This window comes from Paenibacillus sp. fava2, assembly GCF_058313675.1.
Genome location: NZ_CM177755.1, coordinates 2,960,462 through 2,975,414 on the forward strand (window position 1 = coordinate 2,960,462; position 14,953 = coordinate 2,975,414).

Annotated in this window: 15 protein-coding genes; 10 read left to right on the forward strand and 5 right to left on the reverse strand. The window is 49.5% G+C overall.

All coding sequences use genetic code 11. The features are described 5' to 3' along the window. The first annotated feature begins 117 nt into the window (after positions 1–117). Positions 118–1,140 (forward strand): FtsH protease activity modulator HflK, encoded by a 1,023-nt coding sequence (hflK, locus tag AC4G46_RS12500; RefSeq protein ID WP_491128863.1) that lies wholly within the window; start codon positions 118–120, stop codon positions 1,138–1,140. Further along, positions 1,137–2,003: a protease modulator HflC gene (hflC, locus tag AC4G46_RS12505; RefSeq protein ID WP_491128208.1), complete on the forward strand. Its 867-nt coding sequence runs from the start codon at positions 1,137–1,139 to the stop codon at positions 2,001–2,003. The genes hflK and hflC overlap by 4 nt, the downstream gene beginning before the upstream one ends. Before the next feature lie 82 nt (positions 2,004–2,085). Here the strand turns inward: hflC and AC4G46_RS12510 are convergent, their stop codons facing one another. Beyond that, positions 2,086–2,850: a helix-turn-helix transcriptional regulator gene (locus tag AC4G46_RS12510; protein WP_491128209.1), complete on the reverse strand. Its 765-nt coding sequence runs from the start codon at positions 2,848–2,850 to the stop codon at positions 2,086–2,088. A 42-nt stretch (positions 2,851–2,892) separates the two neighbouring features. After that, on the reverse strand, positions 2,893–4,038 hold the full coding sequence (locus AC4G46_RS12515; protein WP_491128210.1) for a family 8 glycosyl hydrolase: 1,146 nt from the start codon (positions 4,036–4,038) through the stop codon (positions 2,893–2,895). 280 nt (positions 4,039–4,318) lie between these two features. On the opposite strand from AC4G46_RS12515, the gene AC4G46_RS12520 reads away from it, so the two are divergent. From AC4G46_RS12520 to AC4G46_RS12535, 4 genes are all read left to right on the forward strand, one after another. Further along, positions 4,319–5,743 (forward strand): glycoside hydrolase family 43 protein, encoded by a 1,425-nt coding sequence (locus tag AC4G46_RS12520; RefSeq protein WP_491128211.1) that lies wholly within the window; start codon positions 4,319–4,321, stop codon positions 5,741–5,743. 27 nt (positions 5,744–5,770) lie between these two features. Then, positions 5,771–7,285: a glycoside hydrolase family 43 protein gene (locus AC4G46_RS12525; RefSeq protein WP_491128212.1), complete on the forward strand. Its 1,515-nt coding sequence runs from the start codon at positions 5,771–5,773 to the stop codon at positions 7,283–7,285. A 143-nt stretch (positions 7,286–7,428) separates the two neighbouring features. After that, a complete protein-coding gene (locus AC4G46_RS12530) occupies positions 7,429–8,589 on the forward strand; it encodes a glycoside hydrolase family 27 protein (RefSeq protein WP_491128213.1) in 1,161 nt (386 codons plus the stop codon). Positions 8,590–8,596: 7 nt separating this feature from the next. Further along, positions 8,597–8,800 carry a hypothetical protein gene (locus AC4G46_RS12535; protein WP_491128214.1) on the forward strand — a complete coding sequence of 68 codons (204 nt, stop codon included), beginning with the start codon at positions 8,597–8,599 and terminating at the stop codon, positions 8,798–8,800. Here AC4G46_RS12535 and AC4G46_RS12540 read toward each other — a convergent pair. Then, positions 8,797–9,597 (reverse strand): helix-turn-helix domain-containing protein, encoded by an 801-nt coding sequence (locus AC4G46_RS12540; protein ID WP_491128215.1) that lies wholly within the window; start codon positions 9,595–9,597, stop codon positions 8,797–8,799. The genes AC4G46_RS12535 and AC4G46_RS12540 overlap by 4 nt on opposite strands. Positions 9,598–9,708: 111 nt before the next feature. Next, on the reverse strand, positions 9,709–10,107 hold the full coding sequence (locus tag AC4G46_RS12545) for a cytidine deaminase (protein ID WP_491128216.1): 399 nt from the start codon (positions 10,105–10,107) through the stop codon (positions 9,709–9,711). Positions 10,108–10,441: 334 nt separating this feature from the next. Between AC4G46_RS12545 and rhaM the strand changes: the two genes are divergently transcribed. Continuing rightward, positions 10,442–10,756 (forward strand): L-rhamnose mutarotase, encoded by a 315-nt coding sequence (rhaM, locus tag AC4G46_RS12550; protein WP_491128217.1) that lies wholly within the window; start codon positions 10,442–10,444, stop codon positions 10,754–10,756. Positions 10,757–10,883: 127 nt separating this feature from the next. Here rhaM and AC4G46_RS12555 read toward each other — a convergent pair whose 3' ends face one another. Then, complete coding sequence (locus tag AC4G46_RS12555; protein ID WP_491128218.1) at positions 10,884–11,417, reverse strand: hypothetical protein; 534 nt, start codon at positions 11,415–11,417, stop codon at positions 10,884–10,886. Between the two features lie 314 nt (positions 11,418–11,731). Here AC4G46_RS12555 and AC4G46_RS12560 point away from each other — a divergent pair, with 314 nt between their 5' ends. The 3 genes from AC4G46_RS12560 (at position 11,732) to AC4G46_RS12570 (ending at position 14,912) form a co-directional block, all read left to right on the forward strand. After that, positions 11,732–13,078: an ABC transporter substrate-binding protein gene (locus AC4G46_RS12560; protein WP_491128219.1), complete on the forward strand. Its 1,347-nt coding sequence runs from the start codon at positions 11,732–11,734 to the stop codon at positions 13,076–13,078. Between the two features lie 106 nt (positions 13,079–13,184). Beyond that, positions 13,185–14,075 (forward strand): carbohydrate ABC transporter permease, encoded by an 891-nt coding sequence (locus AC4G46_RS12565; RefSeq protein WP_491128220.1) that lies wholly within the window; start codon positions 13,185–13,187, stop codon positions 14,073–14,075. Between the two features lie 12 nt (positions 14,076–14,087). Further along, positions 14,088–14,912, forward strand: coding sequence for a carbohydrate ABC transporter permease (locus AC4G46_RS12570; RefSeq protein WP_491128221.1), 825 nt, complete (start codon positions 14,088–14,090; stop codon positions 14,910–14,912). Positions 14,913–14,953 lie beyond the last annotated feature (41 nt).

A 14,953-nucleotide genomic window follows, 5' to 3' on the forward strand; every position in this document is an offset into this window, starting at 1 on the left:
AAAATACAGCAAGAATGAAAAAAGTCGCGAAATTTGCGACTTTTTTGTTTTATTTACGTATATGTATCTCTATAGAGACTTAAATACGCAAAAAAGGAGCGATGCATCTTGAATTTCATGAATGGGGATGGCGGAAATCCGGTGCCGGGGCGTAAGCTGCCGGGGTTGAAACCGGGGAATTTCAAGAAGGTTGGACTATGGGGAGCTGCTGCTGTGGTGTTGATTTATTTGGGCTCAACATCCTTTTATACGGTGCAGGAGCAGGAGCGTGCAGCTATCCTGACATTCGGCAAATATACCAATGAATCCTCAGCAGGACTTCATTTCAAATGGCCTTATCCCATACAGGAAGTCATTACAGTGCCTGCGGAGCTGACCCAGAGAATACATATCGGGTACCGCCAGGAGGCCGATGGAGCTGTACCCGTTGAAGATGAAGCGATGATGATTACCGGTGATGAGAATATTGTATCAGCCGACGCTGTAGTCCAGTGGAAGATCAGCAATATCCATGATTATCTGTATAACATTGACGACGCGGAACAATTCCTGCGCAACTCGGCAAGCTCATCGATTCGTGCTGTCATTGGATCTGAGAAGCTGGATTATGCAATTACGGACGGAAAGACAGTGATCCAGGATAAGGTCCGTGAGCTGCTGGTCGATCTGCAGAAGAAATACAACACCGGCATCCAGATCATTGATATCAAATTCCAGGATATTGAGCCGCCGAGCGGCCAGGTAGAGGAAGCTTTCCGCGAGGTAACGAATGCCCGGGAAGAGAAGAACACGAAGATTAACAACGCCAAGAAATATGAGAACGATATCATACCCAAAGCACGCGGTGAAGCACAGGCGCTGCTCGAGAGAGCCGAAGGGGAGAAGAAGTCGCGTATCCTGAATGCGCAAGGTGATGTGGCCCAGTTTAATGCCATTTATACCGAATATATCAACAATAAGAGTGTAACCGAAAGCCGGCTGATTCTGGAGACGCTGGAGACGATCCTGCCAAACGCCAAAATCTTCATCACCAACTCGAATAGTGATACAGTCAATTATCTGCCGCTGAATGAATTGATGCGCAGTACTACGGCCAGCCCGTCCGCTTCAGCAGCGCCGCAAGGAGGAGATGCCCAGTGAAAAGAAACCAGATCATCACACTAATATCAGCTGTAGTACTAGTAATACTGCTGGCCGGCTCGATGTATGTAGTGAAGGAAGGCGAATACAAGGTGGTCCTCCGTTTCGGTGAAGCGATGCGCACCGTCGAGGAGCCCGGACTGAAGCTTAAGCTTCCTTTTATCGAAAATGTCTCGGCACTTCCTAAATATCAGATGACGTACGAAAGCTCGCCTACCAACATTCTGACGAAAGACCAGAAGCCGATTGTGGTCGATAACTATACCGTCTGGAGAATTACCAACGCCTCGCAGTTCCTGCGAACCGTACAAACGGTAGGCGGCGGAATTCAGCGTATTGATGAAGCAGTATATAACTCGGTACGCCGCAAGCTGTCAGAGATTAATTACGAAAATATTATCAGTGAGGACACCGGCCGGGGCAATATTAACGATGAGATCACTAAAGACGTCATTTCCGCCTTAACCCGTGATAATTACGGGATTGAAGTAATTGATGTACGGATCAAACGTACCGATCTGCCGGAAGAGAACAAACAGAGCGTGTATAACCGGATGATTTCAGACCGTCAATCCATTGCTGCACGTTACCTGTCCGAGGGCGACGAGGAGTCCAAGAAAATAACCTCCAGAGCCGACCGTACCTCCACAGAGCTGATGGCCCAGGCCGAAGCCGATTCCAAAAAAATAATCGCTGAAGGCGAAGGGGAAGCGGCCAGAATCTACAATCAGGCTTACGGAAAATCTCCGGAGTTCTACAGCTTCTACCGTACCCTGGAAAGTTATGTGACCACGCTGCAGAATGAACCGGTGATCATGATCCCGATTGATTCGCCTTATGCCAAAATACTGCTGGGGCAATAGCCCCTAAAAGAAAACCCCTCATGCATACTGCGTACAAGGACATCTGCAAGATGTCCTTGACGCTGGTCGGCAGGAGGGGATTTTAATTTTTTGCATACTTTTGGAAATTTCCCGGTGTGCGTCCGGTTATTTGCTTGAACTGCCTGCAGAAATGCTCCACATTCTGATATCCGCACCGGGAAGCCACTTCAGCGATGCTCTGCGCATTGTGAATCAAATATTCTTTTGCCATACGGATCCGGCAGTTGATGACGTCATCCATACACGAAATCCCAAATGTCTTTTTGTAAATGTTCTGGAGATAGCCCGGACTGATGCGGAGAAAATCAGCCATTCTGGACACAGTCCAGTAATCGCCGGGATTACTCTGGATAGCGGTCCGCAACTTCAGTAAGTTGTAGTGTTGAGGTGTAATCTTATCCTGAAAGTACGATTCCCAGAGCTTGTTGAACAGTGTCCGGAGCAGGTGATCGGTGGAGGATTCTTTGCAGTCCAGGTTGAAGCTGCGTTCAATGACAAGCAGCTCTATCAGCTTCTGGCAGTATTGCGGGTCACTGAGGGCAAAAGGAATGCCGAACGGCAGCGGAGATTCCGTAATATAAGCTTCATCGGATTCAAAGCGGATCCAGTCATTGACGAAACCACCGGTGCACGACCGGTAATATACTTTCTGCTGCGGGCGATAGAGGACTACACTGTGGGCAGGGTATTCCTTGAGTCCGCCGTTTACCCAGAATTGCGCCGGTGTCTTGGTGATCACAAGGAGCCAGTGATGGCCCGCCGGAACATCAATAGCGAAATTGCCCGTGTGCGCGGTATTGCACTCAACAAAGTGAATATGGGCCATCTTTTTCCCTCCTGACCAGTCATGGTGTCATTCTTGCAATCATTAAGAATAAATACGGTAGTTTCCGCTGAGAGCCAGCAGGCTGAAAAAGTACAGGCAGTTGTCGTAATACCGGCGGACTCCGGTGCGCAGCGGTGTATCCCAGAACAGCTTGACGAAATGTCCGGCATCAGGTCCGTCGGCAGCGAGCGAAGCCATAGCCAGTGTTGCCAGAAGGCCGACCGGATGAAGGGACAGCTCTTCAAAAGGCTGGCCGTCTATCGTGTAACGCCGGTAATCGGCAACTTCAATGTTCCGGAAGAAGGTCTGAATCCGGTTGGATTGCTCCACCTGCCAAGGGTCGCTGCGGAACCATTCATAATCCAGCCCGATATTGGCCGCTACCCGGTAAGCATCGCTGAAGAAATGGCGGAAGTCCCCATGCGGCTGCGGTTCAGCCGGGGTTCCGTCATAATTGGCATATTCGGGAGACAGGCCGGTTTCCGGGTGACAGGCCTTGTGCAGATAAGCTCTGCTTCTGTCCGCAGCTTCCTTCCAGAAATCCCTGTCCTGTTCATCCGCCTGCAGGGCAAATAATTCATAGAAATGAGGCAGATGATAGGAAGGATCGCTGAAGGGACTTTCGGGAACGAATTTAATCAGCCTGGTCGCCGGATCCCACATCGGATCGCCTTCACCATCTTCTCCCTTGTGGACGCAAGCTCTGAGAATAATCCGTGCCTGCTCGGAATAATTGAACGGTTCGGCACTGTCTCCCCAGCGGTTAGAGGCAAAGAACAGGGCCATGGCAAAAAACTCTTCCCCGTCCGGAGCAGGACCCGGCGACAGCTGTGTTCCGTCCAGTGTGCAATGCCAGGCGAAATAATCCTTGTAACGGCCCTCCTTATGCTGCATATGCACCTTGGCGAATTTCCAGAGCCGGTCAAATTCCTCTTTTTTGTCCATTTGAACAGCCATCATCATTCCGTAGGACATGCCTTCAGTCCGCACATCATTATTGCCGGTATCGACGATGTATCCCTTATCTTCACCCATCGGATGATAGATCCGGACATCGGGTGCACCATAAAACAGTTCGTTCCAGGTGTCCTCAAGCCTCTTTCGGATGACCTCCTCCGGTACTCCCGTTTCTCTGAACAAGCTTCTATATTCCCCTGTATAAAAGGAACCCTCTTGGACTATTTTCATAACCGCCCTCCAGTAAATCTGTATTTGCCACAAAGTATAGCATAAGCGGAGGTGAAGAAATTAAAGCGTTTTCTTTAAAAATTATAGGGAATATACGCCCTCCGGTATTCACGCATTGGATATCGAATTATGGCTGCTATGATATGAGAATAGATCAATTCTGAGTGTCTATCTGTCATGGACTTCCTGAAAAACGTCTGACTATAATCAATATGAACCGGGCCAGGCATAGGCCTCAGGCAGAATGGACGCTGTCTATTCATAACTTGGAGGAGATAAAATGAGAGTTCAGTTGAATCAAGCATCCGGAAAGGTTCCTCCTAATGGTAATCCGCTGGTTGCACACAGATATGGGGCTGATCCATATGCCCTTGTGTTCGGTGACCGGGTCTATCTCTACATGACTAATGACGCACTGGAATACGATGAGAACGGTACGGTAAAAGAAAATACTTACAGCAGCATCAATAAGATAGCCGTTATTTCCTCCAGTGATCTGGTCAATTGGACTGACCACGGCGAGATTAACGTGGCAGGACCGCACGGCGAAGCCAAGTGGGCAACCCAGTCCTGGGCGCCTGCAGCGGTGCATAAGGTAATCGGCGGCAAGGATAAATTCTTTTTGTATTTCGCAAATAATGCCAGCGGTATTGGCGTTCTGTCGAGTGACAGTCCGGTGGGACCCTGGATTGATCCTATCGGAGAAGCCCTCATCCTGCGTTCGACTCCGGGGGTCGAGGAGGTAACCTGGCTGTTCGATCCGGCGGTACTGGTAGATGATGACGGCAATGGTTACATTTATTTCGGAGGCGGGGTGCCGGAAGGAGAATACGCGGAGCCCGGCACGGCACGGATGATGAGGCTGGGAGAGGACATGATCAGCGTTACCGGCACAGCTGAGGTTATACCTGCACCGTTCATGTTCGAGGATGCCGGGATACATAAACACGGTGGAGTCTATTATTTTACCTACTGTTCAAATTTCTATGACGGTGAACGCCCGGAAGGCAGTCCTCCAGCCGGAGAGATTGCGTATATGACCAGCAGCCATCCGATGGGTCCCTGGACATATCAAGGAACGATTCTGCGTAATCCGGGACATTTTTTCGGAGTGTCAGGCAATAACCACCATGCGATTTTCCAATTTCATGATGATTGGTATATCGCTTATCATGCACAAACCTTGTCCAAGGCACAAGGAATTGCCAACGGCTACCGTTCTACGCATCTCAACCTGCTGTTCCATAACGGGGATGGTTCCATCCGCAATGTTGAAGCTGACTATAAAGGCGTGCAGCAGCTCCGATGCTTGAACCCGTACCAGCGCGTCCAGGCCGTAACGATAGGGTGGAGCGCTGGCATAGTGACAGAACGAAAGGCAGATACAGAAGAACGGCGGGTAACCGGTATCGGCAATGGCGATTGGATCGGATTGTCCGGAGTTGATTTTGGGGAAAAGGGTGCAGCAGCATTCATTGCCGCTGTTGTAAGCCTGGAGGGCGGTTCGATTAAGCTTCATCTGGATGATCCGGCGGGTCTATTGATTGGTGAGCTGTCCGTTCCCGCTGCAGACGGGCCGGAGATACAGAGAGAGTGGAAGACAGCTGTTAGCGGAGCAGAAGGGGTCCATGATCTCTATCTGGTGTTTACGGGTACAGATGATGCAGAATTGTTCGAGCTTGTATCCTGGCAATTTACCGAATAACTCTATACATCTTAAGGAGGCACATAAGTGAATACCGCCACTATAACGAATCCTATCATGTGGGCTGATGTACCGGATGTTGACGTTATCCGGGCCGGAGCTTTTTTCTATATGGTCAGTACCAGTATGCACTCCATGCCGGGTTGTCCGATTATGAAATCGGTTAATCTCAGAGATTGGGAGATTGTAAATTACGTTTATGAGACCTTTGAGGATAATGATGCCCACCGGCTGCTGGATGGTAAGGGCATCTACGGCAAGGGATCCTGGGCAGCTTCGCTTAAATACAAAGACGGGGTGTTCTACGTCTGTTTCTCATCCAATGATATGGATCAGTTCTATATTTACCGCACAGATGATATTGAACAAGGCATATGGGAACGTTCAGTCATCCCGGGGCTGCACCACGATCCCGCCCTGCTGCTGGACGACGATGGCCGCAATTATGTGATCTATGGTAATGGTGATATCCGCATCAAGGAACTGACGGGAGATCTTACAGCTGTGGAGCCGGGCGGAGCCGATCAGCTGCTGCTTGAGGGCGAACGGACAGATATGGGACTGCGGATCGAAGGCTGTCATGCCTACAAGCTTAACGGTTACTATTATTTATTCTTTATAGAATGGCCAAAAACCGGAAATAAACGAAGACGTCAGGTCTGCTACCGTTCCCGCGAACTTCTCGGTCCTTACGAGCACAGAATCATTCTGGACGATGATCTGGGCTACCATAATAACGGTGTGGCGCAGGGCGGAATCGTAGATACTCCGGATAACGACTGGTATGCAGTGTTGTTCCAGGATCATGATGCTGTCGGGCGGATTCCCTGTGTGCTTCCTGTGCGCTGGGATAAGGATTGGCCGGTCATCGGGGATGATGGTACGGCACCTCAACGGTTTGAGACAAAGCTTCCTGCTGCAGAAGCTAAGCCGCTTGTCATCAGCGATGAATTTGACTATAAGACGAATAAGCTGGCCTTGAACTGGCAGTGGAATCATAATCCTGACAACGCGTTGTGGTCTGTTACCGAGCGGCCGGGCTATCTGCGCCTCCGCACCGGTCAGCAGGCAGACAGCATCCTGACGGCGCGCAATACATTGACACAACGGACGGAAGGTCCGGCTTGCCGCGCCGAAACGGTGGTCGAGATTTCAGGCATGCAGCCCGGTGACCGGGCGGGTATGGCAGCCCTGCAAAATCAATTCGGCACTGTTGGGATCGCGGCCGGAGAGCGGGGACAGTTCACTGTCGACATGTGTGTTAACGGCGGCGACGGCAGCGAAGAGCAGGTGGAAAGTGTTAACTTCACGGGTGAACGGATTTATCTCAGGATTGATTTCAATTTTGAAGATAGCCTGGATGAGGCAGCCTTCTTCTATTCGGAGGATGGGACAGCATGGACCCCGATCGGCCGGACACTGCATATGAAGTACACACTGGATCATTTTATGGGCTATAGAACCGGGCTGTTTCATTATGCGACCCGTCAGTCCGGCGGTTATGCAGATTTCGATTATTTCCATTATAGCAGGCAGCAGTAGTTGTTCAGAGCCGGGAATTCTTTTTGTATGAAGCAACAAACGTCCATATGAAAGCAACGCCAGACTATAGTTCCAATGCATCCGGATATGATTAAATACACTAAGAATCGATATTTGAACTAAAGAAAGGAAGCGCATTTCATATGAATATACAACAGCTTGGCCTGAAGCCCCCTTTAGGCTGGAACTCCTGGAACACCTTTACCTGGGACATTAATGAGCAGCTGATCCGGGAGGCCGCCGATACCTTTGTTGCTGAGGGATACAAGGATGCCGGCTATGAGTACATTGTGATTGATGACTGCTGGAGCCTGAAAGAAAGAGACGCCGAGGGCAATCTAGTCGCCGATCCCGAGAAATTTCCGAGTGGAATGAAGGCGCTTGCAGATTATATCCATTCCAAAGGGCTCAAATTCGGAATGTATTCCTGTGTAGGCACCCATACCTGCGCGGGGTATCCCGGCAGCTTCGAGCATGAGTTTCAGGATGCGGCATTACTGGCAGCGTGGGGCGTGGATTTCCTGAAATATGACTATTGCTTCAAGCCAAGACATATTTCAGGGGAGCTGCTGTACAAACGCATGAGCCTTGCGCTTAAAAACTGTGGCAGAGATATCCTGTTCTCGGCATGCAATTGGGGCGAGGATAATGTCTATCACTGGATCCGGGAATCAGGGGCGCACATGTACCGGTCTACAGAAGATATTCAGGACAGCTGGGAATCGATCAAGAAGCTTACATTGTCCCAGCTGGATAAAGCGGGCACTACAGGCTCGTATTGTCATAATGATCTGGATATGCTGGTGGTCGGCATGTACGGCGGCAGCAACAGCAGCTTTATCGGGAATCAGATCGGCGGCTGCAGCGATGCTGAGTACAAGACCCATTTTTCGCTATGGTGCATGATGGGGTCTCCGTTGATGATCGGCAGCGATATCCGTTCAGCCAATCAGGTCACCAAGGATATCCTATTGAACCGGGAGCTGCTCGCCATTAACCAGGATGCGGAGAGCCGCGGTGCCTACCGTATCAAACCCGAGCCGCAGTGGTTCCATACAGATGATGTGTTTATGCTGGTAAAAGTATTAACGGACGGGGATCTCGCGATCGGCTTCTTCAATCTGAGTGACGGTCAAAGGGAGATTTCATTACAGTTCTGGGATGTCGGGCTTCCTTATGCATCTGGTAAATCATTGTCGTTATATGACTGCTGGGAACACAAAGAAATCGGCGTATTCAAAGAAAGATATGCTCCGGTAGTTGCAGCCCATGACTGTCTGATTGTACGGGCTAAACTGGTGTGAGGGCAGCATGAATATTAACCGGACATGCCGGACTTGCGGGGTTCCGCTACTGACGGATGATGTGGCCATTTATCTGAAGCTTGTTACACGAAACGCCAAGGACTTCCTGTGTATAGACTGTCTGGGCGAGCAGTTGAAATGCGGACGGGCCCCTATTGAGCAGCTGATCAAGTACTTCCGCGAATCCGGAAAATGTGTGCTGTTCCGTTAAGGGGCCCGGTGAACTGATCTATACTCCGATGGAGTGTGCGCGGTTGCTTTTTTGAATACCTTGGAGAAATACAACGGGTCCTGATAGCCGACGGAATATGCTAACGACTTGACGGATAATTCAGAATGAATTAACAGCTCACAGGCACGCTGAATCCGGAAGGCCGTCAGGTAGGCGGATACGGACAAGCCGTTAACTTCCTTAAAGAGCCTGAACAGATAGCTGCGCTCAATCTTCACGTAATCGACTACATCAAGAACGGATAAGGAAGATTTCCAATAGTTGCTCTCAATGTATTCCCTTGCTGACAATGCGTAATCTTTTTTGAGCAAAGCCTGGGCACTCGGATAGTATTCCATGTAATAGGACAAAAGAAGCTGCAGACCTGCATCCGCACGCTCCCGTTCAAACGGCTCTGTTCCGGTTGTTTTAAACAGCTGAAATAATGCCTCGAAATCCTGCGGGGAAGCCTCCGCCACCGGATGGTCCGGGGCAATGCTGATCATCGACAGCAGACGGGAGGCTTCCGGCCCGCTAAACTCAATCCAGTAATACTCCCACGGGTCCTGGTGATCAGGATAATAATACACTTCCTTGTGCGGGAAAATGATAAAGCTCTCGCCAGCTTTTAATGGATAGGTAGCCTGACCCGTCTTTAAATAGCCTTTGCCGCTGACAATATAATGCAGGGCATATACATCACGGACACCAGGTCCCCATTTATGTAAATTAGCCGGTTTATATCCGTTACCTTTACTGATTGAACCTTCCGTGAAGCTGTAATACATAGTCTTCATAGTCAGCACCTGCATCCTATCAAGTTATCCGTTCAATTTATCCATAATTGTACTATGCCAAAAGAAGCTGCGCAAAGATGCGCAGCTTCTTGCTGTTTACAAGTTGCTATATTACATATCCAGATCAGTAAACGCATAGGGGAGTAAATCTCTCAGCTTAAGTTCCAGTATATCCTGCTTGTCGTTGGTTAAGTAAACGGGCATTTCGGGCGAGCAGAATTCGGCCATTACCTGTCTGCAGATACTGCAGGGCGGCAGGAAATCCTCTGTATCACCAGCTATAGCGATAGCACTGAAATCACCTTTGGAATAGCCGTTAGTAATCGCTGTGAAAAAAGCAGTCCGCTCAGCACAATTCGTCGCGCCAAAGGATACATTTTCTACGTTAACCCCGTTAATTACAGTTCCGTCTTTCAGCAGCAGTGCTGCACCGACCGGAAATTTGGAGTAGGGGATGTACGCCGCCTTTTTAACCTTGCGTGCGCTTTCCATCAGTTGCTCTTTATCCATACAAACCACCCTTTTCAATAAGAATGAACCGGTGAGGCCAGGTCCCCTTATCGCCAGCATACAGCTGGCAGGACTTCTAATATTATAGTCAGGCTGGTCATTTGTCAATGTGGACCTGCTTATAGATGTATCCGGGTGTTTGGACGTGAGGGCATACGGGTGGCATCTAATCCAATCTAAGTAGATATTCGTCATCTAATTTCGAGGGAGCTTAGCGGCAGCATTGTTTATTTTCGTTTATTTGTCTTCAAAAAAGTTCATTTATCTACTATAATGTTCAATATAGTTCATTTATGTATTTTTAATAAACTACACAGGTCTGGAGTGCTGAACAGTGATTAGAAAAGCGAGTATTATGCGTGTTTACCCGGATTGTTATGAGGAATACAAGCGCCGCCATGATGAGCTGTGGCCGGAGATGGCTGAAGAGCTGAGAAACCACGGCTCACACAACTATTCTATTTTTCTTGACGAAGAAACCGGCAATCTGTTTGCCTACGTGGAGATCGAGGACGAAGCCAAGTGGGATCAGATGTCCCAGACCGAGATTTGCCGGAAATGGTGGGTCTACATGGAGCCGCTGATGGAGACCAATCCGGATAACAGCCCGGTGTCCAAGAGCCTGAAGGAAGTTTTCTACCTGAAATAGCAGGTTAAACCGGAATGCCCTAGACGAGAGTTTGGGGCATTTTTTGTGTTTATGCCTTCTATTTATGTTTTGTATAGCTTTGAATGTTATTACATTAGAAGACCTTGTCAGGTAATAAGTCTTAGTGTTAACCGGTCAGCTGAAACAATTCGGCTGGCTTATTTACGTTGGGGGTGAGCGGGACGGCGGTGCTGCAGCAGGCGGAGGGGGATAAGATGAGTTGTGTGGAACGAGAGGCAAAAATGCCTTTGATTTCAGCGCATGAGGCAAAACTGGCGAAATGAGAGGCAAAAATGCCTTTGATTCCAGCGTATGGCGCAAAATTAGCGAAATGAGAGGCAAAAATGCCTTTGATTTCAGCGCATGAGGCAAAACTGGCGAAATGAGAGGCAAAAATGCCTTTGATTCCAGCGTATGGCGCAAAATTGGCGAAATGAGAGGCAAAAATGCCTTTGATTCCAGCGTATGGCGCAAAATTAGCGAAATGAGAGGCAAAAATGCCTTTGATTTCAGCGCATGAGGCAAAACTGGCGAAATGAGAGGCAAAAATGCCTTTGATTCCAGCGTATGGCGCAAAATTGGCGAAATGAGAGGCAAAAATGCCTTTAAATTCAGCGCATGAGGCAAAATTGGCGAAATGAGAGGCAAAAATGCCTTTCATTTTCGAGCAGGTGGTCAATACTAGCAGCATAGTGTGGAAAAATCCTGTTACGTCCGCATGTAGCCCGCATGAAAGTTACGGCGTTCTAATGAGCCCGGATAAAGGGGAAGCTATAACAGAAAAAACGCTAATTCTATCTAAAATATAGTACAGTATAACTTTGCTGCAAATTTGAACGGTCTCGATAAATTTCAACCTTCCTCACTTTTTCTCTACTGCCGCCGGGGGACTGCTCTGATAATATGAGGTCAGAAAGAAACGAACACCACTTAGCTAAGCAAACCAAACATACCGATCTTTGAGGGGGATTTATCATGAACAAAGGTTTACTCTCAGGCAGAAACGCACTTTTGGCCGGGGCACTTGCAGCCACAGCTGTACTCAGCGCATGCGGCAACAATAACAGCAGCAATCAGGCGGCGTCCGAAGGAAATAATGCACCGGCAGCAGGCGGGGAGCAGGTAACGCTGCGCGTATTCTCCAACCTGCCGGACCGTAAATCGGGCCAGGGGTTAGCAGAGCAGATGGTTATCGACAATTACACGAAAGAGAATCCAAATGTCAAAATCGAGCTCGAAACGCTGGCCGAGGAGCCGTTCAAAAACAAGCTGAAAGCCTACATGGCCTCCAACGAGCCGATTGATGTCACGATGGTACACGGCGGCGCCGAGCTGAACACACTGGTACAAGCTGGTTATGTAAAAGAGCTCGATCCTGCAGAGTATGAAGGCGAAGCATTCAGCTTCCTGCCGGGCGTATACACCTCCTTCACGTTCAACGATAAGCTGTACGGCCTTCCGCGCAACAGTGACTATGAAGTGATCTACTACAACAAACGGTTGTTTGAAGAAAATAACATCAAAGTACCTACTACTTACGCCGAGCTGATCGAAGCAGGCAAGCAGTTCCGGGAAAAGGGCATTGAGCCGATGTCGATCAACGGTAAGGATCTCTGGAGCTTCGGCGCATTCTTCCAGGATCTTGTGATCCGGGTCGGCGGAGACCAGAATCTGATGCTGGATGCCGTAGCCAAGAAAAAAGACTTCACCACAGACGAAACCTTTAAGCAGGCAGCTGAGCTGCTGGGCGAAGCGAGAGACAGCGGACTGTTCCAGGCCTCCTACATGACCTCCGACTACGGTGCATCCCAGAACCTGTTCACTCAGGAGCGGGCAGCAATGTGGTACATGGGCTCATGGGAAGCAGGGATGGCAACTAACGAAAATCTGCCGCAGACCTTCCGCGATAATGTAGCTGTACTCAAGTTCCCGGTAGTGGACGGCGGCAAAGGCAAAAACACGGACCTCCTGGCGTGGAACGGCGGCGGCTATTCCCTGGTGAACAGCTCGAAGCATCCGGAAGAAGCCAAGAAATTCTTCGATTATCTGATGAGCGCGAACCAATGGGCTAAAACGGTATGGGATATCGGCGCAGCGGTTCCTGCCCAGAGCTATCAGCTGAACGGCAATGAAAGCAGCCTTCAAAAGGAACTGACAGAAGTGCTTACTGGCGCGACTACTACTGCGGGCTCGCTGGGCCTCGACTATGGAACACCGAAATTCAAGGATGATTCCCAGAATGCTTTCGGTAAGTTCTTCGCCGGCGGCTCCACACCGGAGCAGCTGCTGAGCGATCTGCAGGCTGCGGCGGCTTCCCAGTAAACTGACTCTTTTAGCACAAATATAAAGATAACGGAACGGATAAGGGCAGGGACAACTTCAGTGAACTCCCTGCCCTTTGTCCGCCCGGAGGATGGAGGAAACGCCCATGCATAAAGTGCTCAACAACAAGCTTGCCATCTTTCTGTTTGTTTTTCCCGGCATTTTACTTTTCGCACTGACCTTTCTGACCCCGATTGTTCTGAGCGGTTACTACTCATTCCGCGATACACTTGCACCTGGAACGAATTCAACTTTTATTGGACTGGCTAACTATACGGAGCTGCTGTTTCATGACAGCCGGTTCTGGCTTTCCTTACGCAATGCCGTTCTGCTGGGTCTGGGCTTTATCATCATCCAGCATCCGATCGCCATCTTCTTCGCTGTTATGCTGGACCGGATCGGCGGCAAAGCCGAGAAGTGGTTCCGGACCATTTTCTTCATTCCCAGTGTCATCTCCGTCGTGGTTATTTCAAAAATGTGGCTTTCACTGCTTGATCCGACCTTCGGCGTGCTCAATAAACTGCTCGATTCTGTAGGCCTTGGTGCACTAAAACATGCCTGGCTGGGCGACAGCAGCACTGCGCTGGTCTCCATGCTGGTCATTCTGATCTGGGCCGGCTTCGGCTGGGGTCTCTTGTTCTACTATGCAGGGGTTAAGGGTATCCCGGAAGATCTGTATGAAGCGGCATCCCTGGATGGCGCCTCCGGCTTCAAACTGCACCTGCGCATCACTGTTCCGCTGCTTATGCCGGTCATTACAGTTCAGATAACACTGGCAATGATCACTGCGCTTAAGCAAATGGAGATGGTGTTCCTGACTACCAACGGCGGTCCGGGCGACTCTACCCAGTTCCTTGCGGTCTATCTGTATAACAAAGCTTTTTCGGCCAGCCAGTACGGCTATGCCAATGCCATATCCATCCTGTTCATTGCCGTGTGTCTGCTGTTCACTTACCTGAGCAACAAGCTGACCCGCAGCGATGCTACCGAATACTAAGGGGGAAGCACCATGAAGAAAAACACAAAAATCATGCTCTGGCTGTTCTTCCTGATCATCGCCGCAGTTCAGCTGTTCCCGTTCATCTGGCTGGTGAACTTCTCTTTTACAAGCAGCAGTGAGTTCTATTCCTCCAGCATTCTGAAATGGCCGGATGTTCCGCAATGGCAGAACTATGTTAATGCCTGGGTGGACGGCAAGTTTGCCCGGTATTTCTTCAACAGCTTTTTTGTCACGGCGGTTACGATTGTACTGACAGTTGTTCTCTCCCTGACGCTGGGCTATGCATTTACTCGGATGCAGTGGAAGCTGCGCTCCCTGTTCTTTACCGTGATTCTGCTCGGGATTATGATTCCGATTCATGCCACGCTGCTGCCTAACTTTGCTATTTTTAAATCGCTGGGCTTAACGAATTCCTATCTCGGACTAATTCTTCCTTACACTGCAGTCTCTGTTCCGCTCGGTACCTTTATGCTGACAGGCTTTCTGCGCTCAATTCCGAAGGCGATGGAAGAATCCGCTGTCATTGACGGCGCGAACATTTACCGGATCGTATTCGGGATTATTGCCCCGCTGACGGCTCCGGCACTGGTAACCATTGTAGTAACGACATTCCTGAACTGCTGGAACGAATTCATTATGGCCTCAACTTTCCTGAGTAAAGATTCGCTTAAAACCTTGCCGTTCTCGGTCATGAACTTTACCGGCCAATATTCCTCGGATTACGGTTCACAGTTTGCGGTTATGGTGCTGACCTCGGTGCCGGCGATCATTATTTACGCCATCTTCAACGAGCAGATTACCAAAGGGGTTACTGCAGGCGCGGTAAAGGGCTAGGGATTAGGATAAGCTACTTTTCGTCAAAAGGAGAATGAAGC